The organism is Streptomyces sp. NPDC005533 (assembly GCF_042871845.1).
Lineage (GTDB): Bacteria > Actinomycetota > Actinomycetes > Streptomycetales > Streptomycetaceae > Streptomyces.
The window spans coordinates 181199-206439 of record NZ_JBIAJH010000002.1 but is presented as its reverse complement, the minus strand read 5'-3'; the positions used below and the strand labels follow the sequence as shown (position 1 = coordinate 206439).

The following is a 25241-nucleotide window of genomic DNA, read 5'->3' as shown; positions in this document are numbered from 1 at the left end:
ATGGCCACCTTCGGCGCCACCGCCGGCCGCTCGCAGATGGCCGCCGGCTTCCTCAGCCACCTCTCCCAAGGCGAGATCGAGGTCCGCTCCGCCGCATCCGCACCGGCCGACTCGGTGAACCCCGCCGCTTCCGCCGCGAGCGGTAGCTCGGAAGTCCTGCCCCAGCGCCCCTGGCCACCCCCGCTGCGGGGCAATACGCCTAGGCCAGTTCGGCCATGAACGCCGCCGCGAGGTCCAGGTACTCCTCGGGGGAGTCCGTCGTCAACTGGAGGTCCACGAGCACCTCGTCGGTCTCCGCCGAGCACATCACCTTGAGGTGGTCGCAGATCTGGCGCACGGTCCCGCGGCGGTGGGTCTCCGCGGCGTCGGCCTCGACTGCGGTGACCTCGGGGTTCACGCGGAACACCCGGCGCAGCACCGCCGGGTCCCGGCCCGCCTTCTCGGCGGCCTCGGTGGCGACGGCCCAGAGCCCGTCGAGGTAGGGCAGCGGCATCGACGCGGCGAGCCAACCGTCGGCGCGCCGGCCGACCCGCTCCAGGGCGTGCGGGGTGAATCCGCCCAGCAGGATCGGCGGCCCCGGGCGCTGGACGGGCTTGGGCAGTACGGTCGACTCCGCGATGGTCCACAGGGGGCCGGTGTGGACGACCCGCTCGGAGCGCCATACGGCGTCGAGGACGTCGAGGGTCTCCTCCAGCCGGGCGCCGCGCCCTTGCCACGGCACGCCGGTGGCCTCGTACTCCTCCCGCATCCAGCCCAGCCCGATGCCCACGTCCAGGCGGCCGTGGCTGATCAGGTCGAGGGTCGTCAGCGCGCGGGCGAGTACGAGGGGCGGCTGCCACAGGGCGTTGAGCGTGCTGCTGCCCAGGCGGACCCGTTCGGTGGCCGCGGCCGCCACGCCCAGGGCGAGCAGCGGGTCGAGATGGGTGCCGTACCGGAGGGGCATCGTCCCGCCGGGATATCCCTCGGCGGGGACGACCGGTGCCAGGAGCCGGTCGGCCGCCCAGAGACTGTGGCAGCCCAGCGCTTCGAGGGCGGCGCACATGGCGGAGGTGCGGTCGGGGTCGGCGAAGGGGCCGAACTGGGGAACGGAGAATCCGATGCGCATCGGTGGGACTCCCTGGGTCGGGGACTCGGAACGGGACGGGGACGGCGCGTCAGGCGGAGACACGCCGGCCCTCGCGGATCCGGTCGGTCTCCCGGCGGTATTGCCGCTGCCCCAGGATCCGCCACAGCACCCGGGCCGCGAGGGGCATCCGGGCCATGAACTCCTGACGTTCCTCCGGTGAGGTGTCCTCCAGGATGGCGCCCAGGGCGATCATCAACCGGTTGCGGGGCGTCTCTGCCAGGCCCCGCTCCCCCACCGCGAGCCACTGCTTCTCGTTCACGTGCAGCGCGACCAGCGGCGTGACGTTCCGCTCCTCCTCGTCGAGGTGGGCGCACAGCTGCCGGTGGTGGCGGCGCAGCGCGTCCGCGAGCTCGTCGCGGTCCTCGGCCAGGGCTCCCGCCTCCCAGCGGTCCATCAGCCGCTGCACCTCGGCGATCCCCTCGTCGAGCGCGCGGTGTTGCGCCTCCATTGCCAGGACCTGCTCCGCGTCGAGGTCCAGGTGGGGCAGCAGCACCGGCCAGAGCATCTCGTCCTCGCCCGTGTGGTGGGCGTGCAGGCCGATGGAGTACAGCCGCCAGTGCTCGGCGAGGATCCCGGAACGGGCGGTGTCGGCGGGGCGGACCTCCTGGACGAGTTCGGCCAGGAGGCGCGACTCGCGGCGGAACACCGGGTGGATCATCGCCATCTCGCGGGTGTAGGGGTGGACGGTGGGACCGGAGGGGTTGTTCGCGTTCATGAGAACCAGTCTTCGGAGCCCGGTTGCACGGCACTTGCAACCGACTTGCCCCGACGTTCGCGGCCGGCTCCGCAGCCGATGGGTGTGTAGCTGAGCTCGGCCTCCCCGGCTTCCGGGCGGACGTGACCTCGACGCCCCGCGTCGCGGGCGGCCGATACGGTGGCGGGCAAGCTGCCGCTTGGTGCAAGAGAGGACATGGCCGTGGGCATCTACGTGTCGGTCAGAGGATGGCTGGAGTGTGACGAGAGGCAACTCGCAGCCGTCGAAGCGGTCATCTCGTCTCACCATGACGATCACTACTCACACGGGTGGGGCACGCCCCGCCGGCACGTCAACTGGACGCACTACGTCTTCTACGGCGCCGACATCCGACAGTCGGCCGTGGACTGGCTCCTCGAGCAGATCGGGGAGATCGCCCGGATCCCGGCATCCGACGCCGACGGAGACCGCGTCAGGGGGTTGTTCCTCGCCGGTCACGAGATCGGGGGCACAGCCGAATGGCAGGTACGCGAGGGCCAACTCTTCATCTCGTCCGGCGACATCCGGCACCGGTACCTCGACGGCTAGTGCCGCGTCACGTGCGCGTCGGGCGTCGACCTGGGCACGACCACGAGATGTGCGGTGGCGCAGCAGCGGAGTGACCGTACGTCATGCGCAGAATGGGGCGTTCGCCAGCTGCTGCCGACCGAAAGCGACTGCCTGTGAACCGCCTTCCCGCGGACCCGACGGCGCTCCACCCGTTTCCCGACCAGCCACGGGTGGTCCTGCTCAAGCCGCTGGTGACCTCGCCGCTGATCGAGGTCGGGGAGTACTCCTACTACGACGACCCCGACGATCCGACCGCGTTCGAGACCCGCAACGTCCTCTACCACTACGGGCCCGAGAGACTGGTCATCGGGAAGTTCTGCGCGCTGGGCACCGGGGTGCGGTTCATCATGAACGGCGCCAACCACCGCATGGACGGCCCCTCGACCTTTCCCTTCCCCCTCATGGGCGGCTCCTGGGCCGAGCACTTCGACCTGATCACCGGCCTGCCGGGCAGGGGCGACACCGTCGTCGGGAACGACGTCTGGTTCGGCTACAACACGATGGTCATGCCCGGAGTACGCATCGGGCACGGCGCGGTCGTCGCCTCCGGGGCCGTCGTCGTGGACGACATCCCCGACTACGGGATCGTCGGCGGCAACCCGGCCAGGCTCATCCGCACCCGCCACAGCGAAGACGACATCGCCCGTCTCCTCGACCTCGCCTGGTGGGACTGGCCGGCAGAGCACCTCACCGCACACATCCGGGCCCTCATGTCCGGCACGATCGACGACCTCGAAGAGATCGCCCCTCGAACCTGAGCCGATCTCTCTGCCATCATCTTCGGCATAGACACGCCGAGCACCGACTGGGTCACCATCGCGGCCTACGAGCACCTGGGGCACCTCCACCCGATGGCAGCGGCCCGCGCTTGACTGCGCGAGCGCGGCATCGACTGGATGCCGTTCGATCCGGGGACTTCCCCTGCGACTTGTCCTGCGGCATCGGCTCCGACGGCCGCTGGCACGGCTGGTACACGGTCCGCCTCCGCGCCGACGCGCTCCGTCGCATGGGACTGCACCCCGACCAGCCCATGGCCGGGATCACCCACCCCTCCCCGCCCGCCTGGTGGCACGCCGCCGCCGAACAGCGGGCGCACCGAGGACCATCCCGTCCTCCCGGCTCGAACGCGGTGCGCCGACGCGCGACCTGGTAGCAGGAACGGCCTGCGCGCCCAGGCCGGTCAGCCGGGCCGGATCATCCGGGTGGCTTCGGCCCGGCTGACCTGTGGGGGCAGGGCGGTTCGGTTGGATGGGTGGGGCGGGGCTCGACCCGGGTTCCGTACCGCTCTCCATCCCCAGGGAGGTGCCATGGCGAAGATCGCCCTCTTCGGCGCGACCGGCAGCATCGGAGCCCAGGTGCTGCGCGAAGCCCTCCGGCGCGGCCACGAGGTCACCGCCGTCGTACGCGAACCCGCGAGGCTCGCGGACTCCGGCGGCGGGGCCACCGCGGTGGTGCGCGGCGACGTGCTCGACCCGGCCTCCGTAGCGCAGGCGGCGGCCGGGCAGGACGTGGTGATCAGCGCGGTCGGCCCCGGCGCCGGCGACCCCTCCGTCCTCGTGGCCGCCGCGAAGTCGCTGATCGGCGGCGTGCGTTCGCTCGGCACGGACGCGCCCCGGCCGCGGGTGGTGGTCGTCGGCGGGGCGGGTTCGCTGCGCACTCCCGACGGCCCGCCGGTCTGGGACCAGGCGGGCGTCCCCGAGCCCGTGCTGGCCGTGATGCACGCCCACGGGGACGCCCTGGACTTCCTGCGGACCGTGCCCGTGGAGGAGGTCCGCTGGACCTGTCTGAGCCCGGCAGCGCAGATCGCTCCGGGCGAGCGCACGGGGACGTACCGGCTGGGGCTCGACGACCTGGTCGTCGACGACGAGGGCCGCAGCCGGATCTCGACGGAGGACTACGCCGTCGCCGTGCTCGACGAGATCGAGCTGGACGCGCACGCGGGCCGGCGGTTCACCCTCGGCTACTGAGCGCCCGCGGGTTAATCGGTGGATGGGTCTGCTCCGGATACTTACAGTGACGAGGCACCACGTCGTCGAGCAGGAGCGGACCATGCGCACCCACTATCCCCGTACGCCGCACCTGCCCTGGTCCCCCGGCGCCTCGGCGGACGACGTCCGGGCTGTCGGACTGGAGGGGCTGGTGGGGCGCGAGGTGGTGGTGACGGAGAAGCTCGACGGGGAGAACACCACCCTGTACGCGGACGGTCTGCACGCCCGCTCGCTCGACTCGGCGCACCATCCCTCGCGGGCCTGGGTCAAGGGGCTCCAGGGCAGGATCGGCGCGGGGATCCCGGCCGGTTGGCGGGTGTGCGGGGAGAACCTGTACGCCCGGCACTCGATCCCGTACGAGGACCTGGACAGCTGGTTCTACGGGTTCTCGGTGTGGGACGGGGACCACTGCCTGGACTGGGACCGGACCGTACGTTTCCTGCGGGGCCTCGGGGTGCCCACGCCGCGCGTGCTCTGGCGGGGCGCCTTCGACGCGCGCACGCTGCGCAAGCTGAAGCTCGACACCGCGCGGGAGGAGGGCTACGTCGTGCGGACGGCGGCCGGTTTCGCGCGCGAGGACTTCGGGCGGTGCGTGGCCAAGTGGGTGCGGGGCGGGCACGTGCAGACCGGTACGCACTGGATGTTCGCCGAGGTCGTGCCGAACGGGCTCGGTCCGGCAGCCCCGTTGTGGGCGGTGCGCTCGGGAGCCGCGCCGGACGTGGCCGGGCTGGCCGCCGCCGTCGGGCTGGGCGGCGCGGGCGGGGCTGCCGGCGCCGGCGGGTGGGACGTGGTGGCCGATGAGGTGGCCGAGGTCACCGCCCGGATCGACGGGGCGGGGCGCCGCGGCGAGGACCGGCTGGCCGGTGTGCTGGCCGCCCTGCTGCGGCGCGAGCCGCGCGGCCGGATCGCGGCGCGGCTCGCGGCCGGCCCGGCCGGGATGGGCCTCGCGCGCCGGGTCGCCGACCTGGTGGGCCTGTACCCGTACGTGCAGCGGCCGTTCCCCGACGCCGACCGGCGGGCCGGGCTGGCCCGGATGGCCACGGCGGCCGATCTCGGGGTGTTGCACGCGCTCGCCGGGGCGCTGGCCGACGGGCCGGAGGCGCGGGAGTCCGTGGAGTGGTCCGCTCTGTGGGCGCAGGAGGCGGGGCTGCTCGGCGGCGAGGACCCGCTGGACGCCTTGCGCCTCGCGCTGCGGGAGTCCCTCGCCGGACTGGACGCGGAGGCGGCGGACCGTTGCTGGGCGGAGGCCCGGCGTGCGTTCGGGCAGGGAAGGATCGCGGCCGTTCCCCTCGGCCGGGGTCACGGAGTCGGCTGCGTCGCCGTCGAGGAGGCGGTGGCGGCGACCTGGCAGTGGCGTGACGGAACGTTTCCCCGACTGGTGCAGCTCAGCGGTCCCTCGGGCAGCGGGAAGAGCACCTTCGGCCGCGGCCTGCCCGGCGTGGACGCGTACATCAGTCTTGACGACCTGCGCACCGCCCGGGGTTCCCGCGCGGACCAGCGGGCCAACGCGGACGTGCTGAGCCAGGGCCTTGACCGCCTCGACACCGCCCTCGCCCGGGGAGGAACCGTGGTGTGGGACGCGACCTCGCTCACCGACCAGCAGCGCGGCCTGGCCGGCTCGGTCGCGCGGCGTCGCGACGCGCTGGTCACCCACGCCGTGGTGCTGGTCGACGAGCCGGAGCTGCTGCGCCGCAACGCCGTGCGCACGCACCCGGTGCCCGATCAGGTGCTGACCTCCCAGCTGCACCGGTTCAGTCCCCCGTACGCCGGCCAGGCGCACCGTACGTGGTACATCGGTGCGGGCGGGGACGTCGAGGACACGGCGGGCGGCCTCGCGGACAGCCCGGATCCGATCTGCGGGGAGTTCTGATGCGTACCAGTGAGCAGCTCTACCACCAGGTCCGCTGGGACCCGCGGTTCGATCCGGCGCGGTTCGTGCTCGGCCTGCTCCAGCGCGGGGCCGCGCCGAAGCGGGTTCCGCTGCCCTCCTTCGTGCCCGGCGGCGACATCCCCTGGCACCGGGTGCTGTTCGTCGAGGCGGACGGCGAACTCGTCTGGGACCGGGCCACCGGCGTGGACCGGATCGATGTCAGCACGGCGGGGCGGGTCCGCGAGCCGCGCCTGCTGCGGTCTCCGTTCTTCACCGCGCGCACCCCGTACGCGTGGGACCCGGCCGGCGCAGGCGCCTGGCGGCCCGCGCAGCCGCCGCCGCCCGGCCCGGCGGCGGGCCCCGCCGCGGTGCGGCTGCTGACCTGGAACACGCTCTGGGACCGGTACGACGCCCCGCGCATCGCCACTGCCCGGCGCAGGCCGTTGCTGCTGGCCGATCTCGCGGTCGCCGACGCCGACGTCATCGCGCTCCAGGAGGTCGAGCCCGAGCTGGTCGGCATGCTGCTGGCGGCGCCGTGGGTGCGGGCCGGGTACACCCTCGGCACGGATCCCGGCGGCCCGGACGTCGCCGCGTGCGGGCTGCTGGTGCTGAGCCGGCTGCCGGTACGGGAGGCGGGCGTGCACGTGCTCGGCAGACACAAGGCGGTCACCGCCGTCACCGTGGACACCGCGGCCGGCCCCCTGGTCGTCGCGGCCACACACCTGACCAGCGACCACACCGAGAACGGGCACCTGCGGCGGGACGCCGAACTGGCCCGGCTCGCGGAGGGCCTGGGCGCAATCGAGGCCGACGTGGCCCTGCTGGGCGACTTCAACGACGGCCGCCACGGCGCCGAGGGGCCCGCGTCCGCGCTCGGCATGCGGGACGCCTGGAGCGACGTACACGGGGCGGCGGACGGTACCCCGACCTTCGATCCGGTGGCCAACCCACTGGCCGCGGTGGGCTCGTTGTCCGGGCGGGCCGCCCGGCTGGACCGGATCCTGCTCGGCTCCACGGGGGCGCGTGTGACGCGGGCGGCGCTGCGCGGCGACACGCCCGCCTCGGAGGGGCTGTTCGTCTCCGACCACTTCGGTGTCGAGGCGACCGTGGAGTTCGGGGCGCCCGGCGGCGGGCCGACGCGGCTCGACGTACCGGCGACCGCGCGGACGGCGGTGGCGTGGCTGCCCCCGGACCTCCCGGAGGCGGTACGGGAGGTGCGCGCGCGGCACGACCCGCAGGCCGGCCGCTGGCCCGCGCACGTCAACCTGCTCTTCGGTTTCGTGCCGGAGTCCTCGTTCGACGAGGCCCTGCCGCTGCTGGCCGAAGCGGCCGCCGGGACGGGGCCCTTCGACGTGCGGCTGGAGGGCGTGCACAGCTTCGGGCACCGTGAGGACGCCACCCTCTGGCTGGATCCGGCGGCGGCCGGAGAGGGGCCGTGGCAGGAACTCCGGCGCGCGCTGACGGAGCGGTTCCCGGGCTGCCGGGGGCGCGCCGAGGGGTACACCCCGCACCTGACGCTCGGGCGCAGCCAGGACCCGCAGCGGGCGGTCGCGGAGTTCACGGCGCGGCTCCGCGGCGCCGTGCCCTCGCGGGTCGGGCAGCTGGCGGTGCTCTCGCGTCACGGGGACGGCCCGATGCGGGTCCGCGCGACGGTGGCCCTGGGAACGGGCGAGGTGCGCTGGGAAACGGAGTCGGGGTCGGGGTCAGAGCCGGAGCCCGGTGGGGCGCACGGTCGCGGGTCCGGCCGGGCCGAGCAGGTCACCGCCCGCGTCCGGGCCGCCCTGGGCGGGGCGCAGGTGCACCTGGCCGGTTCGCGCCGGATGGGCTGCGCGCTGCCGGAGGCCGACCTGGACCTGGTCGCGGTGCTGCCCGGGCCGGACGACGTCACCGCGGTACGGGACCGGTTGGCGGCGGCCCTGCCGGAGGCCGGGCCGCTGCGTGTGGTGACGGGGGCGCGGGTGCCGGGCCTGCGGTTCCGCGTCGGTGCGCTGCCGGTGGACCTGGTGACGGTGGCCGCCGACGGTCTGGAGCCCGCGCACGCGGTGGCACGGCGGGCGGAGCTGGGTGAGGCGGCGGCCGTCGCGCTGAGCGCGGTGAGCGACGCCGACGCCGTACGGGAGCGGGTGGGAGCCGAGCACGCGGCCTTCGCCCGGCTGGCGCGGGAGGTGAAGGCGTGGGCGCGGGCCCGTGGGCTGGACTCGGCGCCGTTCGGCGGGCTGCCGGGGCTGGCCTGGGCGGTCCTCGCGGCGCGTACAGTCCAAGAGGCCGGGGCGCCTGCCCCGGACGACCTGCTGCGGGAGTTCTTCGGCCGGTGGGCCGCCTGGGACTGGCGGGAGCCGGTCGGGCTGTTGCCGTCGTCCGCGGCGACGGCGGACCCGGCCGCGGCGGACCCGGCCGCGTCCCCGGATCCGGATCCGGATCCGGATCCGGTCACGGTGCTCACGCCCTCGGAGCCGGTGCGCAGCTGCACCGCCCAGGTGGGGCCGGGCCTGCGCGATCTGCTGGTCCAGGAGTTGTACCGGGCCTGGGAACTGCTGGAGGCCGACCCTGCCAACGCCGGGGCTCTGCTGTCCCCGCCGCCGCTGCACCGCCGGCACGCCGCCTGGGCGGTGGTGACCGTACGCGCGCCCGGCGGGGAGTTCGAGGAGACCCTGGGCCGCGTGCGGGGGCGGCTGCGGGCGCTGCTCGGCGCGCTGGAGGAGACCGGTGTCACGGACGCGCACGCCTGGCCGCGCCCCTCCGCGTCCGGCCCGGGCCTCGCCCGTTACGCGATCGGCCTCGGCTCCGCTCCGCCGGACGCGGCGGCCCTGGCCGCGCTGGCCGGCCCGTGGCGGGCCGGCCTGCCGGGGGTCGAGGTCACGTGGGCGGCCTGCGGCGAGGTGCCGGACCTGGAGTAGCTCGCCCTGCGGGGTGGGATCAGACCTCGATGACGATCTTTCCTGAGGTGTGTCCGCCCTGGCTCAGTTCGAAGGCGGCGGCGAGTTCGGCCAGCGGGAAGGTCTTGGCCACCGGCACCTTCAGCCGGCCGGCGTCGGCCAGCCGGCCCAGTTCGGCCAGGTCGCTGCCGACCGGACGCACCCAGACCCACTGGCCGCCCGATCCGAGGACGCTGGGGTCGGCGATGGAGGCGTGCCGACCGTCGTCGTGGAGCACTTCCCGGGTGACCGCGCCGACGCCGCCGACGAAGTCCGCGACGACGGTGGGCCCGTCGGGCACGAGGGCGCGGATGCGCTCGGCGAGTCCGTCTCCGTACTCGACGGGTTCGCCGCCGAGTTCGCGCACCCGGTCGTGGTTGCGGGGGGAGGCGGTGCCGATGACGCGGGCGCCGAGCGCGCGGGCGATCTGCACGCCGAGGGAGCCGACGCCGCCCGCGGCGCCGTGGATGAGGACCGTGTCGTCCTTGCCGGTGCCGAGGCGGGTGAGCACCTGGTAGGCGGTGAGCCCGGCCAGCGGGAGCCCGCCGGCCTCGGCCCAGCTCAGCGAGGCGGGCTTGTGCGCGAGGGCGCGTACGGGCACGGTGACGAACTCGGCGAAGGTCCCGCCGTGCACGTAGTCCTTGCGGGCGTAGGCGATGACCTCGTCGCCCTCGGCGTACTCGGGGACGTCGATGCCCACGCGCTCGACGGTGCCGGCCACGTCCCAGCCGGGGACCACCGGGTAGACGACGTCCATCAGGGCGTCGAGCCCGCCCGACATGATCTTCCAGTCGACGGGGTTGACCCCGGCGTACTTCACCCGGACGAGCACCTCGCCCGGGCCGTACTTGGGCATCGGCAGCCGGATCTCGGAGAGCACCTCCGTCCCGCCGTACGTCTCGTACGCCATCGCCCGCATGGTTTCCTGGCTGCTCCGGCCCGACTGGGACATGTACCCGACCTCTCCGTGTGCTGGTGGACCCGCCCCCGGTCCATCCCACCACGCGTGCCGCGCCCGCCCCACGATGCGGGGCGAACGCGGCGCGGCGCGTCCCGGGCCGCCTGCCCGTGCACGGGAAGGGCCGCCGGGAAGTCGAGCCGCCCGCCCGCCCCCTCGTCGATCCGCCAGCTCCGCGTGCGCCTCCCGGCGCTCGGCTCCGCGTCTGATCCCCCTCCAGCGCCGGCCGCTCACTCGTACTCGGTACCGCCCTTACGGGTCAGGTAGGCCGGGCTGACCGCCTTGGCGATGGCGCGACCGCCGACGACCGGGCTGTAGCGCTCCGTCGCGGGACGGATCACGACGCCCTCGCGCAGGTGCACGGCCCGCCCGGACACGGTTTCGCGGCCGCTCGCCAGCTCCAGCACGGTGTCGAGGTCGTACGGGCCCTCGTACAGCCGTGGTACCAGCGGCAGTTCCCCGTCCGTCAGGACGGCGGTCGGGTCCAGCCAGCGCACCTGTCCGTCGATCTCGGCGGACACGTCGAAGACGGCGTACCCGGGGGGCGTGTCGGCGGTCCGCACGTCGGTCCCGTAGGCCAGGTCCTGGACGCCCGCGCCGTACACCTCGGCGAAGACACCGACCCGGGTGGCACCGAGGCGGGCGGCCAGGGACGCGGCGACGGCCGGCACGCCGTGGCCGCGTACGGCTCGCCAGTACAGGTTGCGCTCGTCCTCCTTGAGCGCCAGCCCCTTCGAGCCGAATCCCTTGGACGAGACGATCGACCGCTCCCCCTGGACCACGTACGTGAACAGGCAGGCGGTGCCGTGCAGTTTCTCCGTGAGGATGACCTGCTCGCCCGGCTCGAAGATGTGCGGGTAGCGCTGGAGGTTCTCGATGTCGACCCAGGGCATCAGGTCGGCGGCGGCTTCGACGTCGCCGTTCATGGTGGTGGGGATGGGCGGGGACCACTTGGTGATGCCGAGCAGCTCCGCGAAGTCCGTGCCCTCCTTGGCCGCCTGCACGAGGTCGACGTCGGCGAGCGCGCGCGGGCGGCACACGAGACCCTGCGAGAGTTCACCGCGCAGCCGGACCGCCTTGACCCGGTCGGCGGAGCCGCCGGCCAGCCGTCCGGTGAGGCCGAGCTCCTCGATCAGCTCTGCGGGCAGCACGGCCTGTTCGGGTATGTAGAGCGCGAACTCGCCCGTGCGGTAGGCACCCTTGGCGATCACGGCGCGGTACAGGCCCACCTGGGCCAGCTCCAACGCGTCGGCGTTCGGGTGCTCGTGGACGGTCAGCTCTTCGGCGGTGACTCTCAAGGTCGACATGGACGGCTCCTGCAGTCGTCAGGGACGCGGGGGACGTGCCGGTTCTGCGGCGCGTCGGTGACGATCACTCTCCGGGCGCCATTTTTGCTGGTCCAGCGATTATCACGGTGTTAGCCTGCCGCACCGCGCGCTCTGTTCCACGTTCCGCAGGAGGCTCCCGTGTCACGTCTTCCTCGTCCGGTCACCGTCGTCACCGGCGGCAGCAGGGGCATCGGTGCGGCGACCGCTCTGCGGCTGGCCGCCGACGGGCACGACCTGGCGCTGGGTTACGTCCGCGACGAGGCGGCCGCCGAGGCCGTCGCCGAGCGGGTGCGGGCCACCGGGGCGCGCTGTGTGACCGTGCGCGGCGACACCTCCGAGGAGTGCGCCGTGGAGCGGCTCTTCGACATCGCCGGCGCCGAACTCGGCATGCTGACCGGACTGGTCAACAACGCCGGGGTGACCGGCCCGCTCGGCCGGCTCGCCGACGCCCGCACCGAAGACCTGCGGCGGGTGGTCGAGGTGAACCTCCTCGGGTACCTGCTGTGCTGCCGTCGGGCCGCCCGGGACATGGCGGAGTCCGGTGGCGGGGCGATCGTGAACGTCTCCTCGGCGGCCGCGACCCTGGGCAGCCCCGGCGACTACGTGCACTACGCGGCGACCAAGGCTGCCACGGACGCGCTGACCGTGGGCCTCGCCAAGGAGCTCGGCCCGGACGGGATCCGGGTCAACGCCGTGGCTCCCGGCATCATCGAGACCGACATGCATGCGGCGATGGGGGATCCCGACCGGCCGGCGCGGGCCGCGGCCGGCATCCCCCTCGGGCGGCCCGGCCGGCCGGAGGAGGTCGCCGGGGCGATCGCCTGGCTGCTGTCCCCCGACGCCTCCTACACGACGGGAACGGTGCTGCGGGTCTCGGGCGGCCGCTGAGGCCCGTCGGACGCGGGGGTCACCGGACGCCCGTCGGACGCGGGGGTCACCGGACGCCCGTCGGACGCAGGGGTCTCCGGACGCCCGTGCGACACAGGGGCAGCGGAGGGCGCTGGAGCCGTGTCGGCCGCGGAGGCCACCGGACCCGCCTCGGGCGCGGAGGGCGCCGGACCCGCCTCGGCCACGGAGGGCGCCGGAAGCCGCCCGGACGCTGGCGACCTCCGCAACCCGCCGGGGGGGGCGCGCGGCGCTACCTCATGGCCGCCTGGGTCGCGGGACCATAGACGCCCGGCGGGTCGCCCTTGATGGACCGGTCGCGCTGGAGCTGGCTGACGCCGCGCTTGGTCTGGCTGTCGAAGACGCCGGTGACCGTGACGTACGTGAACCCCTGCCCGTAGAGCATTTCCTGCAGGGCGCGCACCTCGGGCCCCTTGTCCCCCATCCGCAGGGTCACGGGGGCGTTCGACGGTCGCGGCGCCGACGTGCTCGGCGAGGGCATCGGCCCGGTCCCCTCGCTCGCCTTCGCGCTCGCGCTGCCGGAAGGCTTCGCCGTCGCGGCGGCGGGGGACGCCCCGGCCCGTGCGGACGCGGCCGGCCCGGTTTCGCTGACGCCGGTGTCCGGGCTACGTGCCGGGAGCACCGGCAGGGACAGCTCGGGCGGCCGCCCGGCCCGGGGCGGTTCCGGCTCGGGCCCGCTCAGCAGGAGCACCAGGGCGCCGACCGCGGCGAGTGCGAGCAGGGTGGCGACGGCCGACGGAAGCCGGCTGCGGCTGCGGCTGCCGCTCGCGCCGTCCCGGGGGTCGCGCACGCCTGCGGGGGTCGCGGCGGGGGCGGGGGCCGTGGCGGGGCCACCGGGCCGCGGGCCGCGCACCGGGCCGGGGAAGGCGAGGGGTCCGGTCTGCGGCCAGGCGGGCGCCGCCGACCGGGGCGGCGGGCCCGAGGGGCCGACGTACGGGCGTACGAGCAGGTGGTCGTCGGGGACGAGCCCGCTCTCATCTGGATCCTGGGACATGGTGGCTCCCCGGCGGGGACGGGGGCCGGCGCGGCGGTGCGGTGCCGGCCCCCGCCCGGCCGGTCAGGCTCTGCGCCGCCGGGCGGCGGGAGCCAGGGGGGCACCGGTGGCGGGGACGCCGGGGGTGCCGAGTGCCGGAGACCCGCCGACCGTGGCCGGGGCGAGCGATGTGCGAACGAATGGGGACATCTGGCGTATCTCCGAAGTGCGGCTCAAGCGGTGGCTCTTGATCGGCGCACTCTCGCCCTCAGGCAGGGTCCGGGTCAAGCCGGATGTCCGGTATCCGGCTGGTCGTCCGGTCTGTCGGTGCGGCGGACCGCCGTGACCCACACGGTGCATGCGGCCACGAGCATCAGGGTGGCTCCGCCGAGCGGGGCGGCGGGTGCGGAGATGCCGTCGACGGCGAGGCCGCCGAACAGGGCGCCCGCGGCTATGGCGAGGTTGAACATGGCCACCATCAGCGAGGAGGCCGCTTCGGGCGCGTCCGGGGACGCCTTGGTCATCCAACCCTGCACGCTCACGGACACCCCTCCGTAGGCCAGTCCCCAGGCGAGCAGCAGCGTGGTGCCCGCGACCGGTCCGGGGAGGACGGCGATCAGCGCGAGGATGACGGTGAGGGAGGAACTGACCCCGAGCAGGGTCCGGTACGCGTCGCGGGTCCCGGCCAGGAAGTTCCCGGCGACACCGGCGACGCCGTAGCCGAGCAGGAGCGTGCTGACGTAGGCGGCGTCGATGCCGGAGACGTCCTGGAGGATCGGCCGGACGAAGGTGTAGGCGGCGAACTGCCCGGTCACCACCAGGAACGTGACGATCACCCCCGCACGGACCGCGCGGTTTGCGCGGAGCAGGGCGGGCAGTTCCGGGAAGGTGATGTGCCGGGTCGGCAGAAGCGGGGGCAGCAGCAGGAGCAGGGCGGTCAGCGTGACGAGGCCGAGGGCGCCGACTGCCGCGAAGGCGGCGCGCCAGCCGCCGAGTTCGCCGAGCAGGGTACCGGCGGGTACGCCGAGTACGGAGGCGGTGGGAACGCCGCCGAAGACGAGCGCGGTCGCCCGGCCCACCTGGTGCGCGGGGACGAGGCGTACGGCGAGGCCGCCCGCGATGGCCCAGAATCCGCCGACGCTGACGCCGACCAGCAGGCGGGCCGCCAGCACGACGGCGAAGTTCGGGGCGAGGGCCGCGGCGAGGTTGGCGGCGGCCATCAGGGCGATGAGCACGCACAGCACGAGCCGCCGGTCGAGCCGGCCGGCGCCGACGGTGACCAGCGGGGCGCAGCATCCGGCGATCAGGCCGGGCACGGTGACCATCAGCCCGGCGGTGCCGTCGGAGACGCCCAGGTCGGCTCCGACGGGGGTGAGCAGCCCGACGGGGAGCAGTTCGGAGGTGATGAGGCAGAAGATCCCGAGGGCGAGGGCGCACACGGCCGCCCAGCCCTTCCACGGCGCGGGTCCGCCCCCTGCCTCGGGCAGGGCGGCGGCAGCGGGCACGGCCGAGGGTGGGGACGCGGGGCGGGACGCGGGGCGGGTCGTGCGGCGGGCCGTGGGCTCCGGGGGCGGTGTGGGGCTGCCGGGCGCGGCGGCTGATGTCATGGACGGGCACTCCGTACGGGCGTTCGGCGGGCAGGACACGAGCGCGCGGGGCGCCGGGGGTCGCGCCTCCCCCGTCGCCCGCACTGCCGTTCCAATTTCCCACACGCCCCGGCCGCAACCACGGGGGCCTTGTCACCCGGACGCGTGAGGACGGAACCGGGCGGGCCGCACCGTACGGCAAGGTGGTCGGATGCAGTTACGCCGGGCCGTGCCCCTCTCCCTCCTCGCGCTCCTCGCGAGCGCCGGCTGTGTCTCCGTCGCACCGCAGGATTCGGCTCCGGTTCCCGTCCGCGGTTCCGTGCCGCCCGCCGACGCGCCCGAGCTCCCCACCCCCTTGGCGCTGCCCCTGGGGGAACTGCCCGCGACACCCGAAACCGACCCGGACCAGGACCCGGACCCGGCAGCGGAACCAGCGGCGGAACGGGGCTCCGGGCCGGAGCCCGGGCCGTCCCGCGAACGGGCCCGCGCCAAGGCGGTGCCGCCCCGGCGGACGCGGGTGCCCGGGCCCGCGACCGCGCACCCTCACCCGCGCCGGCGGCCGGCTCCGCCGCCCCACATGGACGAGCTCTGCGCGGCCGCGGACGGGGTCGTACCGCCGTCCATCGTCGACCTGTGCCTGCGGCAGTACGGCCGCTGACCGTCCCCGTGCTCTGCGGCCACACCGCCGCAGGCCGGCGCCGTGCCGGATGCGAGGCTTGACCCTCTCCCTGTGTCAGACCTTGTAGTGGAGCACGTCATGTTCACCATCGGAGACTTCGCCAAACACGGCCGGGTGTCGGTCCGCATGCTGCGTCACTACGACGCGCTCGGACTGCTGCGCCCCGCGCGTGTCGACCCTTTCACCGGCTACCGCTCCTACGAGGCCGGGCAGCTCGCCCGCCTCAACCGTGTCATCGCGCTCAAGGAACTGGGGTTCAGCCTCGACCAGGTCGGGACGATCCTCGACGAGCGCGTGGGCGCGGAGGAGTTGCGCGGCATGCTGCGGCTGCGGCAGGCGGAACTGGAGAGCGCCATGGCCGCCGCGGCGGCCCGGCTGGTCCAGGTCGAGGCGAGGCTCCGGACCATCGAAAGCGAGGGAACCATGCCTGCCGACGACATCGTCGTGAAGAGCCTCCCGCCCGTCCGGCTCGCCGAGCTGACCGGCACGGCCGGGAGTTTCGCCCCGCAGGACATCGGCCCGGTCATCGGCCCGCTCTACGACGAGCTGTGCCGCCGCGTCGAGGAGGCCGGGGTCGTCCCGACCGGTCCCGGCACCGCCTACTACGAGGACGCGCCGGGCGCGGATTGCGGAACGGCGATCCTCGTCCACGCCGGCCTTCCGGTGGCGGCCTCGGTCCGCGCCGAGGAACTCGGGGGCGAGGTGCGGATCGTCACGCTCCCCGGGGTGGAGCGGGCCGCGACCGTGGTCCACCGGGGCGCGATGGACGGCGTACTGCCGACCGCGCAGGCCCTGGCGCGGTGGATCGACGCGCACGGCCACCGCTCGGCGGGGTACGCGCGGGAGCTGACCCTGTCCTGCCCGGAGGACCCGGAGCAGTGGGTCACCGAACTGCAGGAGCCCCTCGCCGGGTCCTGACGCGCGGAGGGATCAGGGGCGGCGGCCGCAGACGTGGGCGCACCGGCGTGCGGTGTCACGGCGCACCGTGCGGAACCTGCGCAGGGTGCTGTGACCGCGCCGCTTCCACTCGCCCCGCGGCAGGGCGGCCCGCTGGCCGCCGCCCGCGATCAGGGCGTTGACCGGGGTCATCGGGTCGGCGGCCATCGCCTTGGCGAACAGGACGCCGACGACGAGCGGGACCAGGGCCACGGCCAGGGCCGAGCCTGCGGTGGTCACGTGCTGCATGCGCGGGCGGACGGTCGCGCTGCGCGGGGCGTCGGAAGTCATGACCCCATTCGACCAGCGGCGGCCCGGCGGGGAATCGGGGCGGATACTCAGGCCGTTGGGCACAACGTACTCAGACGGGTGCGCGAGGGGCCCCGCCGGGCGCTCGACGAACGGGAGGGTGTGAGCCGATGACGGTACCCGGGCAGGGCTTCGAGCCCGCCACCGGTGACGGCCCGGCCGCGCCACCCGGCCGGCGGGAGGCCGAGCTGCGGACGGCCTACGAGGGGCTGCTGCAGATCCGTCGTCTGGTCAACGGCCCGGCGGGCGCGGCGGTTCCCGCGCCGTGGGAGGTACGGCAGGCGTCGCGCGCGGTGGCCCTCGTACTGGAGGCGTCGGGGATCACCCCGTCGGCACTGGACGCGGAAGGCCGGCGCACGCGGACGGGGTACCGGGTGGCCGCCGCGCCGGAGCCGGGCCGGGTGCACGTGACCTGGGTCGGGCCCCCGGGCGGCGGCGCGGCCGAGGAGGAGCAGGAGCGCCTGACCGCCTGCGCGGCCGTACTGCAACCGCTGGGGTGGGTCTGCCTCCTGTACCGGGGCCCGCGCCGACGCCGCTTCCTGGAGGTGGAGCCCGACACGGCCGCCCAATAGGCCCCTGTGTCGAAAGTGGCGTGCGACCTGAGCGTCGACTCCACGTCGACTCCACGGCCTGCCGCGCCCACCAGCGTGCGGGAAGGTCCGCGTGCCCCGCCCCGCCCCGGGCCGGGCCGACCACGCGTCCGCCCCGACCGGGTGCGGGCCGACCACGCGTCCACCTCCCGAAGGAACCGCGCCTACCTGCGCCGACGCGGGATCCGCTGCACCATCCCGGACAAGGCCGACCAGGCCCGCAGCCGTCAGAAGCTCGGCTCCCGCGGCGGCCGGCCTCCGCCTTTCGACCCGGTCGACTACCGCGAGCGCCACGCGGTCGAGTGCGGCATCAACCGCTGTGACGAGCGCTTTCGGAAGTCAGTCGAGAATGGCGTCGAGCTCCACTTCAACGAGCCAGTCGGGATCGATGAAACGTGAGACCTCAACGAAGGTGCATGCGGGACGGACGGAGGCGAACCGCTCCCCGTGCGCTCGCGCGGCCTCTTTCCATCGAGTCACATCGGTGAGCATGATGCGGGTCCGCACGACGTCCCCCGTCGACGCCCCCGTTGCCTTCAGCGCGGCGTCTGCGATGTCCAGACACCTGACGGTCTGGGCATATACGTCGCCTCGCCCCACGGTCGCCCCGTCGTCCCCGATGGGAGCAGTGCCAGCGACCACGACGTGCGCCCCTTTGCGGACTGCCCGGGAAAACCCTATGCGAGGTTCGAGTGGCGAGCCGGAACTGACTGTCTGCCGCACATGATCCATCGCCCCATGTTTGCAGATCACCGTACTTTCGAAACAGACCCTGGTCCGTCTCTTCCGGCTCCGGCTCCCCCCTGCCACCCCTGCGGGAGCGGCGCGGGCTTGAGCGACACGTCCGGAAAGAGCCGAACCGGACCCCGCCCCGGTGAAATCCGGTGGCCGGGAACATCTCGCCCCGCGAGACTCGCCCGATGGGCATGCTCGACACACAGGCGGACCGGGTCGGCCGGGGCGAGACCGTGGAGTTCCGGCCGACCGGCGGATCCATGGAGCCGCTGGTCCACAGCCGGCAGCGGGTCCGGGTCGCCCCGGCCGACCCGGAGCTGGTCGAGGTCGGCGACATCGTCCTGGCCCGTGTCTCGGGCACGGTGTACCTGCACCTCGTGTCGGCGGTGGACGCCCCGCGAAGGCGCGTGCAGATCAGCAACAACCACGGCCGCGTCAACGGCTGGACCGGATACGACCGGGTGCTGGGCATCTGCCTGGCCGTGGACGGGGTACCGCGCCCGGGCGCGGCGGCCAAGGTGCGCCGGCCCGCCGTCCGGCCGGTCGCGCTCGCCACCCGCCGCCTGGACCTGCTCCCGCTGCTCCCCGCGCACGCCGACCAGATGAGCCTCGTCCTGGCCGACCCCGCCCTGCACGCCTTCACCGGCGGCTCACCGCTGTCGCCGCAGGAGCTCCGCGTCCGCTACGAGCGGCTCCGCGCCGGCTCTCCCGACCCCGCGACCATCTGGGCCAACTGGGTGTTGCGGTTGCGCGGGCAGGGGCGGCTGGTGGGCACCGTCCAGGCCACGATCGTCCCGGGGCGCGGCCTGGCCGAGCTCGCCTGGGTCGTGGGCACCCCCTGGCAGGGCCACGGTTTCGCCTCGGAGGCCGCGCGGGCCGTCGCAGCCTGGCTGAGGTCACTGCCCGTCGAGCTGCTGGTCGCGCACATCCGTCCGGACCACGTCGCCTCGGCGGCGGTCGCCGCGCGCTGCGGACTGCGGCCGACCGGGCGGCGCCGGGACGGCGAGGTCCGCTGGGAGTCCGGCGACGGCCGGGGCCAGGGCCTCTTCAGGCGTCGAAGCGACGGTTGCCGGTGAGGGACCACACGGCGGAGATCCGGCCGTCCGTGACCGCGAACATGTCGATGCCGCTCTTGACGACGACGTCTTTGCCGCCGGTGTGGCTCTCGAGCCACCGGCAGGCCATCTCGCCGCGCTCGGTGTCGACGAGCGGTGCGGCGTCGGCGGCGAACGTCAGGCCGGTGAGGGCGAGGCTGTTGGCCGAGATGAACGCGGTGAGTTCGTCACGGCCGAAGGTGGCGGCGGACCCGGTGCCGTCGAAGTCGTCCGCGAAGTGCAGCCGGAAGCCGGGGGCGAGGATCTGCTCGGCGAGTGCGAGGTCTCCGTTCCAGAGCGCCGTCCAGCCCTCCACCAGCCGGGTGCCGGCCTCCCGGGTCAGCGGCGCGGAGTCGGTGGTGGGGATCGTCGTCACAGACATGGGTGCCTTCCAGGGTCGGTTCGTGGTCACCCAGCCTCCGGGCCGCAGGCGACAACCCTCTGTCGGTGTTTAGCCCTCCGGGCAGCAGCTCAAGTGAAACTGTAGAGCTCGTCGAGCGTGACGAAATCCCGTCCGAGGCCGTCCAGTTCGGACAGGTCCACGGGACGGGGCTCCGCCGTCTCCTCCAGTGCCCGCGCCTCCCGGATGCGGTCGAGGCGGAAGCCCCGCACGGCGGAGTGCAGCCGGCACCAGCCGACGAGGTACCAGGGGTCGCCTCCGAGGAAGCCCAGGGGTTCGACGGTGCGGTCGGTGACCTCGCCGTGCGCGTCGTCGGCGTAGCGCAGGCGCAGCAGCCGGTGGGTGGAGAGCGCCTCGCGCATGGTGTGCGGGAGCGCGGACGGGCGGGCGGGGTTCACGGGGAGCCGTATCCGGGCGGCGAGCTCGCGCGCGGCCTGGCGTTCGCGTTGTGACATGACGGCGAACACCTTGTGCAGCGCCGAGTGGGCGTCCGCGGCGAACGGTGTCCCGGACAGCCCGTGCAGGGCGACGGCCAGGGCCGCCGCCTCGGCCGGGGTGATGGTCAGGGGCGGCAGGGTGTGGTCCTTGTCGACCACGTACCCGCCGCTGCGGCCCGGTTCGGCATAGACCGGCACACCGGCCTGCTGCAGGGCGCTGAGGTCGCGCTCGATGGTGCGCGTGCTCACGCCGAAGCGCTCGGCGAGCCACCGGGCGCTGCGCGGCCGGGGCGAGACCGCCCGTAACTCCTCCACCAGGGCGTACAGACGCTCGGTACGGTTCACAGCCAAGGACCGTAGCCGATGTCCCGTGATCACGAGGCGTGGAGCCCCTGATCACGCCGACGTCACACCGAGACGCCCCACTGGCCCGCGCCTGCTCCGGCGGTCCGTCCGAGCGATGCCGTCCTGCTCAGCTTCCGCGATAGCTGTTGAGCGTGGTCCCCGCGCCACTGGCCGACTTCAGGAACTCGTTCTCCGTCACCAACGCCGCCAGCTCAGCCAGCAGTCCACCGGCCATGGACTTCACTTCGACGTTCTCAGCCGTCAGTTCGTCGTTCTCAGCCGTCAGCTTGTGGTTCTTCCAGGCGAGCACCCCTACAGCGGTGGCCGCCAGAGCGCCGATGGCGACCTCCGCCAAGACCCTGCCTTTGCCGCCCTTGCGTTCGCTTGGCCCGGCCTCTTCCAGCGGGCCGTCCTTGTCGCGGATACCGACGTGCCCCGTCCGCTGCGCGTGCTGTCGAAGCTCATCGAGATCGTTGCTGCCGTAGGAGCACGACCCGCATTGATAGTCGGTCACCAGCCAACCCTTCCCACTGCACGAAGTAGGGGTAGTTGACGGGAACCAGGCCGCACCAACCCCACGCGTGGCCCACCATAGCCTCGATCCGCCGGGGCCCGTGGCCGTTCGACAAGGCCGACCGCGGCCGGCTTCGCACCGGCAGAATTCCCCTCCGGGATCGAACGGATGCCGGTACGTCAGGCGTAGCGTTCGGCCAGTGTGGCCACCGTTTCGGCGAGGGCGCGGCGCAGTTCGGGCGGGCCGAGCAGTTCGGCCTCGGCGCCCAGCCTGAGCAGGTCGCCTACGGCGATCTCCGCCGACTCGACGGGCAGGAGCACCCGGACCCAGCCGTCCGCGTCGACCGGGCCGGCCTCGGCCAGTGCCCGGTCGGCCGCCGCCCCGAACTGCATGGGCAGCAGCCGCTGTCCGCGCGGGGACAGGCGCAGCTCCGCAGTCTGCTGGTGGAGTACGGCGTCCAGGCGACGGGTGGACTCCTGCCAGTACGCGGCGAGTTCGAAGCCGACGGGCCGTTCGAACCCCTCCGTCCCGGTGTCCACGGCCAGGAACCGGGCCACCCGGTAGGTCCGTACGGAGCCGCCGTCGGCCTCGGCCACCAGGTACCAGATGCCCGCCTTGAGCACCAGGCCGAGCGGGTGCAGTTCGCGCCGCACCTCGCCGCGCCAGCGGCGGTAGTGGGCGCGCAGGACGCGCTGGTCCCACACGGCCTGGGCGATCTGCGCGAGGTGCGGGACGGGGTCGGCCTCCCGGAACCAGGCGGGCGCGTCGAGGTGGAAGCGGTCCTGGATCCGCCGGGCCCGTCCGGCGAGCGCGGCGGGCAGTGCGGCCTGGAGCTTCAGCTGGGCGGCGGCCAGGTCGGCGCCGAGGCCCAGTTCCCGCGCGGGTCCGGGGGCGCCGGCCAGGAAGAGGGAGCCCGCCTGGGCGTCGGTGAGGCCGGTGAGGCGGGTGCGGTAGCCCTCGGCCAGCCGGTACCCGCCGGCCGGCCCCCGGTCGGCGAGGACGGGGACGCCGGAGGCGCCGAGTGCCTCGACGTCCCGGTAGACCGTGCGCAAGGACACTTCCAGCTCGGCGGCGAGCTCGGGCGCGGTCATCCGGCCGCGATTCTGCAGCAGCAGGAGGAGGGAGAGGAGCCGGTCGGCGCGCATGGATCCCATTGTCAGCCATACCTGACAGAAGGTGTCAGGTACCCCTGCCAGCCTGGGGCACAGCACGATCAACCGCCGTGCGGACCAGCGCGTTTGACCCACCGACCCGACCGATAGGACAGCCATGCCCACGCCCATGCCCACGCCCATGCCCACGCCCACGCCCGCCCCCGCGCCCCTGGAGACCGGTGGCCGCTTCACCTTCGCCAACTGGGAGGAGACCCCCGTCGGATCCGCGGAAGCCCTCCCGCGGCTCGCCCACGCCCGCGTCACCAACGCGTTCACCGGCGGGATCGAGGCCGCCGAGACCGCCTGCGCCTACACGATCGCCTACACCGGGGAGAACGTCGGCAGCTACAGCGGCATGGAACTGGTGACCGGCAGCGTCGACGGCCGCAAGGGCGGCTTCGTCCTGGAGGAGCGCGGCACCTTCGACGCCGGCGGCACCGTCTGCCGCTTCGAGGTCGTGCCCGGCTCCGCCACCGGGGACCTCGCCGGCCTGACGGGCTCGGGGGGATTCACGTACCGCCACGGCGAAACCTCCGTCGCCTACTCCTTCACGTACGCTCTGGGGTCCCCCGCATAGTCGATCCCGCGCCCGCCCGGACGGGAATCGGTGAATCAGGGACGGTGCCGTACCGCAATCGGCAGGATGGCCGCATGGACCGTGGCGATGTGGGGCCGGGCGGGTCCCGACCGATGGTGGTACGGGTGCCCGTGGAACCGGTGGAAGCCGCGGTGGAGGCCGACGCGGTCGACGCCGTGGCGCGTACCGCCAGCGTGGTGGTGCGCGGCCCGTTGTTCGGGGTGGCGGAGCAGAGCGCCGGGGACGATCCGCGGTGGCGGGTGGTGGTCGCGGTCACGGACGGCTGCCCGCAGCAGGCGCGTGACGGGCTGAACTCGCGGCTGTGGTTCCGCGCGAAGGACGATGCGCGCGACAGGGCGGAACGGCGTGCACTGCTGGCGGCGGTCGCCCGGCTGGAGAGCGAGCGCGTCGACGAACTCGAGGTGGCGGGGACCCGGTACCGGGTCGTACGCGCCGAGGAGTACGCGGGCGCGGGCCCGGACGGCATCGAACAGCCGCGTCCCACCGATCCCGATCCGCTCTCCCCCGACTGGGACCGCGCCGCCAAGGGGCCGGGGGTCGACGACGACCTGCTCCTGGACCCGGACGCACCCGTCACGCCCACCCAGGCCGTGGAGCGACTGGCGCTTCGAAGCCTGTGTTACACCGGCGAACGGTTCCCCGAAGAGGTGCGCACAGACGCGCAGCGGGCCCTGGACACGCACCCGGACGTACTGCTGCTGCCGCCCACGTTCACCGTCGTGGAACAGGGCGCCGCCCGCGGCTGGAGGCCGGTCAGCGGCCCGCACGCGAGCGCGCACGAAGCCCGCAGGTCGCTGGAGTTCGCCCTGACGTGGATGTGGCCGCGCATGCACGGCCACATCCCCGGCGACGCCGGCCCGCAGGCCGATGCCCGTACGTGGACGGCGAAGGACGGGGCGTCGCCCGCCCCTCGGCCCGCGGAGCTGGCCGCGTACGCCGAGGCCGCCGACACCCTGCGGGCCGGGCGCGTCAACCACCTGGAGTTCCAGGACACCGTGTACCGGATCGCCCGCACCCGCCGCCTGCTGCGCTGGGGGCCCGACGGCCCTGAGGGCCCGCGCCCCTCCGACACCAACAGTCAGGACCCCGCGCGCATCCACCTCCCCCTCGACGAGGACGGCCGTATCCTCCCCGAAGACTGAGCGGAACCGCCGGCGCCTGACGCCTCATCCGGGTGAAAGCTTGCCTCCTGTGGGGGATCGATGCTGGTCACATGGGGTGAATGGACCGCACGGCTCGTTTCCCGACCCCGGGTGGGACGCGTTGACGGGGACGTGAGTACCTCAAGCACCGCCCCGATACTGCCCGCCACTCTCGCGCCCCTGGCCCCTCCCACCGTGCACGACTCGGGCGCTGACACCGCGCCCGGCGTCATAGAGATCCGCTCCTGCACCACCCTCGGCGCCACCTTGATCGTCCGCCTCAGCGGGGAGATCGACCACTTCAGTGCCGCCCCGCTGCGGGCGCTGCTGGCCTCGGCGGCCGACGACGGCTACAGCGGCCTCGTGCTGGACACCTCCGAGGTCACCTTCGCCGACTCCGGCTTCCTGGCCGTCCTCGACTGGTGGCCCCGCCACGGGCGTCGCCTCAGGCTCGCCCACTGCTCCCCGGCCGTACGGCGCCTCCTGGGGGCGGCCGCCGCCATGACAGGACAGGCATCCCGGACCGCCTCACGGACGGCGCAGGCGGGGTCATGACCTTCATACTCCTGACCTGCACCCCGATACTCGCGGCGGTCCTCCTGCTGCACTGGGAACGGGCTGAGCCGCGCAACCGCCGCCCTGCCCCGCCACCTCTGATGACAACCCCCAGAACCCTGATCCACTGCCCTCTGGCGCCCCCGGTCTTCGGCGCGACGAGGTAACCCCGGCCTGGTGGGCCCGCGATGACCGCGGGCCCACCGTCCGGAACTGCCCCGCCCCGCCCTGGACAGGGCCGGGCGCCGACCGCCGGTCAGCCGAAGCTTCGCCGACGGTCGCCCGTCTGCTGCGGCGGAATGTGGTGCAGCCGGCGGCGAGGGCGTCGGCTCCGGCCGGTCCTGCGTGCGTCCTCATCACCGGACCGGGCTACGGCCTGGTCGGGTTCCGCGGGTGCCACCGCCGGGGCGAGCGCGATCGCAGCGATGACCGCCGTCACCACAACGAGGATGATTCCGATGCTCACGGACATGATTCCCGCCTTTCGCGTTGACCCTTACTTCCTGTAGCTACTCAGCGTTTCCAATACCGGCTGCGATAAACACGTTGAGTGATGTTTAGAGTGCGCCGCTCCCCTGACGCCCCGTTGGAAGCAAGCGTGCTGGGCACCCCGGATGTTGATGCGGAGGCGAGTCGTCACCGGCGGAGCCGGAGCACCTACGGGCGCGCCGGCGCGGGTCTGTTCACCTTCCGTGCAGCGGCAGTTGGAGCCGCATGGGCAGGCGAGTTCCCCGGTCATGCGGGGCGCGGACCGGCTGCCGGGGGCGGCGCCCGAGTCGGGTAGGGCCACCAGGAGCTTC

At 74.1% G+C, this 25241-nt stretch carries 26 protein-coding genes; 14 read left to right on the top strand and 12 right to left on the bottom strand.

All coding sequences use genetic code 11. The annotated features are described in order from the left end of the window. Nucleotides 1-199: 199 nt before the first annotated feature. The gene (locus tag ACFYP3_RS03015) at nucleotides 200-1105 is read right to left on the bottom strand and encodes a TIGR03619 family F420-dependent LLM class oxidoreductase (protein WP_388825781.1); all 906 of its coding nucleotides are present in this window, start codon (nucleotides 1103-1105) and stop codon (nucleotides 200-202) included. Between the two features lie 49 nt (nucleotides 1106-1154). After that, nucleotides 1155-1841 (bottom strand): hemerythrin domain-containing protein, encoded by a 687-nt coding sequence (locus ACFYP3_RS03010; protein ID WP_388825778.1) that lies wholly within the window; start codon nucleotides 1839-1841, stop codon nucleotides 1155-1157. A gap of 195 nt (nucleotides 1842-2036) precedes the next feature. Between ACFYP3_RS03010 and ACFYP3_RS03005 the strand changes: the two genes are divergently transcribed. The 6 genes from ACFYP3_RS03005 to ACFYP3_RS02980 all read left to right on the top strand — a co-directional run bounded on the left by ACFYP3_RS03005 (nucleotide 2037) and on the right by ACFYP3_RS02980 (nucleotide 9184). Then, complete coding sequence (locus tag ACFYP3_RS03005) at nucleotides 2037-2408, top strand: hypothetical protein (protein ID WP_388825775.1); 372 nt, start codon at nucleotides 2037-2039, stop codon at nucleotides 2406-2408. 92 nt (nucleotides 2409-2500) lie between these two features. After that, nucleotides 2501-3187 carry a CatB-related O-acetyltransferase gene (locus tag ACFYP3_RS03000; protein ID WP_388825772.1) on the top strand — a complete coding sequence of 229 codons (687 nt, stop codon included), beginning with the start codon at nucleotides 2501-2503 and terminating at the stop codon, nucleotides 3185-3187. Between the two features lie 170 nt (nucleotides 3188-3357). Further along, complete coding sequence (locus tag ACFYP3_RS02995; protein WP_388825769.1) at nucleotides 3358-3582, top strand: hypothetical protein; 225 nt, start codon at nucleotides 3358-3360, stop codon at nucleotides 3580-3582. A 154-nt stretch (nucleotides 3583-3736) separates the two neighbouring features. Beyond that, nucleotides 3737-4396, top strand: coding sequence for an NAD(P)-dependent oxidoreductase (locus ACFYP3_RS02990; RefSeq protein ID WP_388825766.1), 660 nt, complete (start codon nucleotides 3737-3739; stop codon nucleotides 4394-4396). Nucleotides 4397-4478: 82 nt separating this feature from the next. Continuing rightward, entirely contained in the window at nucleotides 4479-6287 is a 1809-nt protein-coding gene (locus tag ACFYP3_RS02985) for an RNA ligase family protein (RefSeq protein ID WP_388826093.1), read from the top strand. Then, on the top strand, nucleotides 6287-9184 hold the full coding sequence (locus ACFYP3_RS02980; RefSeq protein ID WP_388825764.1) for a poly(A) polymerase: 2898 nt from the start codon (nucleotides 6287-6289) through the stop codon (nucleotides 9182-9184). The genes ACFYP3_RS02985 and ACFYP3_RS02980 overlap by 1 nt, the downstream gene beginning before the upstream one ends. Nucleotides 9185-9203: 19 nt before the next feature. On the opposite strand, the gene ACFYP3_RS02975 is transcribed toward ACFYP3_RS02980, so the two are convergent. Beyond that, nucleotides 9204-10121 (bottom strand): NADP-dependent oxidoreductase, encoded by a 918-nt coding sequence (locus ACFYP3_RS02975; protein ID WP_388826090.1) that lies wholly within the window; start codon nucleotides 10119-10121, stop codon nucleotides 9204-9206. 269 nt (nucleotides 10122-10390) lie between these two features. Beyond that, nucleotides 10391-11467, bottom strand: a complete 1077-nt coding sequence (locus ACFYP3_RS02970; RefSeq protein WP_388825761.1) for an RNA ligase (ATP) — start codon at nucleotides 11465-11467, stop codon at nucleotides 10391-10393. Between the two features lie 159 nt (nucleotides 11468-11626). Here ACFYP3_RS02970 and ACFYP3_RS02965 point away from each other — a divergent pair, with 159 nt between their 5' ends. Then, nucleotides 11627-12376 carry an SDR family NAD(P)-dependent oxidoreductase gene (locus tag ACFYP3_RS02965; RefSeq protein WP_388825758.1) on the top strand — a complete coding sequence of 250 codons (750 nt, stop codon included), beginning with the start codon at nucleotides 11627-11629 and terminating at the stop codon, nucleotides 12374-12376. A gap of 250 nt (nucleotides 12377-12626) precedes the next feature. Here ACFYP3_RS02965 and ACFYP3_RS02960 read toward each other — a convergent pair whose 3' ends face one another. Together ACFYP3_RS02960 and ACFYP3_RS02955 are read right to left on the bottom strand one after the other, a co-directional pair. Beyond that, nucleotides 12627-13388, bottom strand: coding sequence for a peptidoglycan-binding protein (locus tag ACFYP3_RS02960; protein WP_388825755.1), 762 nt, complete (start codon nucleotides 13386-13388; stop codon nucleotides 12627-12629). A gap of 263 nt (nucleotides 13389-13651) precedes the next feature. Next, nucleotides 13652-14974 carry an MFS transporter gene (locus ACFYP3_RS02955; RefSeq protein WP_388825752.1) on the bottom strand — a complete coding sequence of 441 codons (1323 nt, stop codon included), beginning with the start codon at nucleotides 14972-14974 and terminating at the stop codon, nucleotides 13652-13654. Nucleotides 14975-15164: 190 nt separating this feature from the next. On the opposite strand from ACFYP3_RS02955, the gene ACFYP3_RS02950 reads away from it, so the two are divergent. Further along, nucleotides 15165-15611, top strand: coding sequence for a hypothetical protein (locus ACFYP3_RS02950; protein ID WP_388825749.1), 447 nt, complete (start codon nucleotides 15165-15167; stop codon nucleotides 15609-15611). 99 nt (nucleotides 15612-15710) lie between these two features. Then, nucleotides 15711-16550, top strand: coding sequence for a MerR family transcriptional regulator (locus tag ACFYP3_RS02945; RefSeq protein WP_388825746.1), 840 nt, complete (start codon nucleotides 15711-15713; stop codon nucleotides 16548-16550). Between the two features lie 12 nt (nucleotides 16551-16562). Here the strand turns inward: ACFYP3_RS02945 and ACFYP3_RS02940 are convergent, their stop codons facing one another. Further along, nucleotides 16563-16859 carry a hypothetical protein gene (locus ACFYP3_RS02940; RefSeq protein ID WP_037806522.1) on the bottom strand — a complete coding sequence of 99 codons (297 nt, stop codon included), beginning with the start codon at nucleotides 16857-16859 and terminating at the stop codon, nucleotides 16563-16565. A 128-nt stretch (nucleotides 16860-16987) separates the two neighbouring features. Here ACFYP3_RS02940 and ACFYP3_RS02935 point away from each other — a divergent pair, with 128 nt between their 5' ends. Then, nucleotides 16988-17449, top strand: coding sequence for a hypothetical protein (locus tag ACFYP3_RS02935; RefSeq protein ID WP_388825743.1), 462 nt, complete (start codon nucleotides 16988-16990; stop codon nucleotides 17447-17449). Between the two features lie 357 nt (nucleotides 17450-17806). Here ACFYP3_RS02935 and ACFYP3_RS02930 read toward each other — a convergent pair whose 3' ends face one another. After that, complete coding sequence (locus ACFYP3_RS02930) at nucleotides 17807-18199, bottom strand: RidA family protein (protein WP_388825740.1); 393 nt, start codon at nucleotides 18197-18199, stop codon at nucleotides 17807-17809. Nucleotides 18200-18387: 188 nt separating this feature from the next. Between ACFYP3_RS02930 and ACFYP3_RS02925 the strand changes: the two genes are divergently transcribed. Continuing rightward, nucleotides 18388-19278, top strand: coding sequence for a GNAT family N-acetyltransferase (locus ACFYP3_RS02925; protein ID WP_388825737.1), 891 nt, complete (start codon nucleotides 18388-18390; stop codon nucleotides 19276-19278). Here the strand turns inward: ACFYP3_RS02925 and ACFYP3_RS02920 are convergent. The 4 genes from ACFYP3_RS02920 to ACFYP3_RS02905 form a co-directional block, all read right to left on the bottom strand. Beyond that, nucleotides 19250-19678 carry a nuclear transport factor 2 family protein gene (locus ACFYP3_RS02920; protein WP_388825734.1) on the bottom strand — a complete coding sequence of 143 codons (429 nt, stop codon included), beginning with the start codon at nucleotides 19676-19678 and terminating at the stop codon, nucleotides 19250-19252. The genes ACFYP3_RS02925 and ACFYP3_RS02920 overlap by 29 nt on opposite strands. 89 nt (nucleotides 19679-19767) lie before the next feature. Continuing rightward, on the bottom strand, nucleotides 19768-20478 hold the full coding sequence (locus tag ACFYP3_RS02915; RefSeq protein WP_388825731.1) for a helix-turn-helix transcriptional regulator: 711 nt from the start codon (nucleotides 20476-20478) through the stop codon (nucleotides 19768-19770). A gap of 127 nt (nucleotides 20479-20605) precedes the next feature. Then, nucleotides 20606-20992 carry a hypothetical protein gene (locus ACFYP3_RS02910; RefSeq protein WP_388825728.1) on the bottom strand — a complete coding sequence of 129 codons (387 nt, stop codon included), beginning with the start codon at nucleotides 20990-20992 and terminating at the stop codon, nucleotides 20606-20608. A gap of 179 nt (nucleotides 20993-21171) precedes the next feature. Further along, nucleotides 21172-22137, bottom strand: a complete 966-nt coding sequence (locus tag ACFYP3_RS02905) for a helix-turn-helix transcriptional regulator (RefSeq protein WP_388825725.1) — start codon at nucleotides 22135-22137, stop codon at nucleotides 21172-21174. 148 nt (nucleotides 22138-22285) lie between these two features. Here ACFYP3_RS02905 and ACFYP3_RS02900 point away from each other — a divergent pair, with 148 nt between their 5' ends. From ACFYP3_RS02900 to ACFYP3_RS02890, 3 genes are all read left to right on the top strand, one after another. Beyond that, the gene (locus tag ACFYP3_RS02900; protein WP_388825722.1) at nucleotides 22286-22723 is read left to right on the top strand and encodes a DUF3224 domain-containing protein; all 438 of its coding nucleotides are present in this window, start codon (nucleotides 22286-22288) and stop codon (nucleotides 22721-22723) included. A gap of 74 nt (nucleotides 22724-22797) precedes the next feature. Further along, nucleotides 22798-23886, top strand: a complete 1089-nt coding sequence (locus ACFYP3_RS02895; protein ID WP_388825720.1) for a DUF5954 family protein — start codon at nucleotides 22798-22800, stop codon at nucleotides 23884-23886. Nucleotides 23887-24018: 132 nt separating this feature from the next. Beyond that, a complete protein-coding gene (locus ACFYP3_RS02890) occupies nucleotides 24019-24441 on the top strand; it encodes an STAS domain-containing protein (RefSeq protein WP_388825717.1) in 423 nt (140 codons plus the stop codon). Nucleotides 24442-25241 lie beyond the last annotated feature (800 nt).

What these genes read in the sequence shown, in the direction of transcription:
- ACFYP3_RS03015 (WP_388825781.1), bottom strand. Translation starts at nt 1,105, where the DNA reads ATGCGCATCGGATTCTCCGTTCCCCAGTTCGGCCCCTTCGCCGACCCC.
- ACFYP3_RS03010 (WP_388825778.1), bottom strand. Translation starts at nt 1,841, where the DNA reads ATGAACGCGAACAACCCCTCCGGTCCCACCGTCCACCCCTACACCCGC.
- ACFYP3_RS03005 (WP_388825775.1), top strand. Translation starts at nt 2,037, where the DNA reads ATGGCCGTGGGCATCTACGTGTCGGTCAGAGGATGGCTGGAGTGTGAC.
- ACFYP3_RS03000 (WP_388825772.1), top strand. Translation starts at nt 2,501, where the DNA reads ATGGGGCGTTCGCCAGCTGCTGCCGACCGAAAGCGACTGCCTGTGAAC.
- ACFYP3_RS02990 (WP_388825766.1), top strand. Translation starts at nt 3,737, where the DNA reads ATGGCGAAGATCGCCCTCTTCGGCGCGACCGGCAGCATCGGAGCCCAG.
- ACFYP3_RS02985 (WP_388826093.1), top strand. Translation starts at nt 4,479, where the DNA reads ATGCGCACCCACTATCCCCGTACGCCGCACCTGCCCTGGTCCCCCGGC.
- ACFYP3_RS02980 (WP_388825764.1), top strand. Translation starts at nt 6,287, where the DNA reads ATGCGTACCAGTGAGCAGCTCTACCACCAGGTCCGCTGGGACCCGCGG.
- ACFYP3_RS02975 (WP_388826090.1), bottom strand. Translation starts at nt 10,121, where the DNA reads ATGCGGGCGATGGCGTACGAGACGTACGGCGGGACGGAGGTGCTCTCC.
- ACFYP3_RS02970 (WP_388825761.1), bottom strand. Translation starts at nt 11,467, where the DNA reads ATGTCGACCTTGAGAGTCACCGCCGAAGAGCTGACCGTCCACGAGCAC.
- ACFYP3_RS02960 (WP_388825755.1), bottom strand. Translation starts at nt 13,388, where the DNA reads ATGTCCCAGGATCCAGATGAGAGCGGGCTCGTCCCCGACGACCACCTG.
- ACFYP3_RS02955 (WP_388825752.1), bottom strand. Translation starts at nt 14,974, where the DNA reads ATGACATCAGCCGCCGCGCCCGGCAGCCCCACACCGCCCCCGGAGCCC.
- ACFYP3_RS02950 (WP_388825749.1), top strand. Translation starts at nt 15,165, where the DNA reads ATGCAGTTACGCCGGGCCGTGCCCCTCTCCCTCCTCGCGCTCCTCGCG.
- ACFYP3_RS02945 (WP_388825746.1), top strand. Translation starts at nt 15,711, where the DNA reads ATGTTCACCATCGGAGACTTCGCCAAACACGGCCGGGTGTCGGTCCGC.
- ACFYP3_RS02940 (WP_037806522.1), bottom strand. Translation starts at nt 16,859, where the DNA reads ATGACTTCCGACGCCCCGCGCAGCGCGACCGTCCGCCCGCGCATGCAG.
- ACFYP3_RS02935 (WP_388825743.1), top strand. Translation starts at nt 16,988, where the DNA reads ATGACGGTACCCGGGCAGGGCTTCGAGCCCGCCACCGGTGACGGCCCG.
- ACFYP3_RS02930 (WP_388825740.1), bottom strand. Translation starts at nt 18,199, where the DNA reads ATGGATCATGTGCGGCAGACAGTCAGTTCCGGCTCGCCACTCGAACCT.
- ACFYP3_RS02925 (WP_388825737.1), top strand. Translation starts at nt 18,388, where the DNA reads ATGGGCATGCTCGACACACAGGCGGACCGGGTCGGCCGGGGCGAGACC.
- ACFYP3_RS02920 (WP_388825734.1), bottom strand. Translation starts at nt 19,678, where the DNA reads ATGTCTGTGACGACGATCCCCACCACCGACTCCGCGCCGCTGACCCGG.
- ACFYP3_RS02905 (WP_388825725.1), bottom strand. Translation starts at nt 22,137, where the DNA reads ATGCGCGCCGACCGGCTCCTCTCCCTCCTCCTGCTGCTGCAGAATCGC.
- ACFYP3_RS02900 (WP_388825722.1), top strand. Translation starts at nt 22,286, where the DNA reads ATGCCCACGCCCACGCCCGCCCCCGCGCCCCTGGAGACCGGTGGCCGC.
- ACFYP3_RS02895 (WP_388825720.1), top strand. Translation starts at nt 22,798, where the DNA reads ATGGACCGTGGCGATGTGGGGCCGGGCGGGTCCCGACCGATGGTGGTA.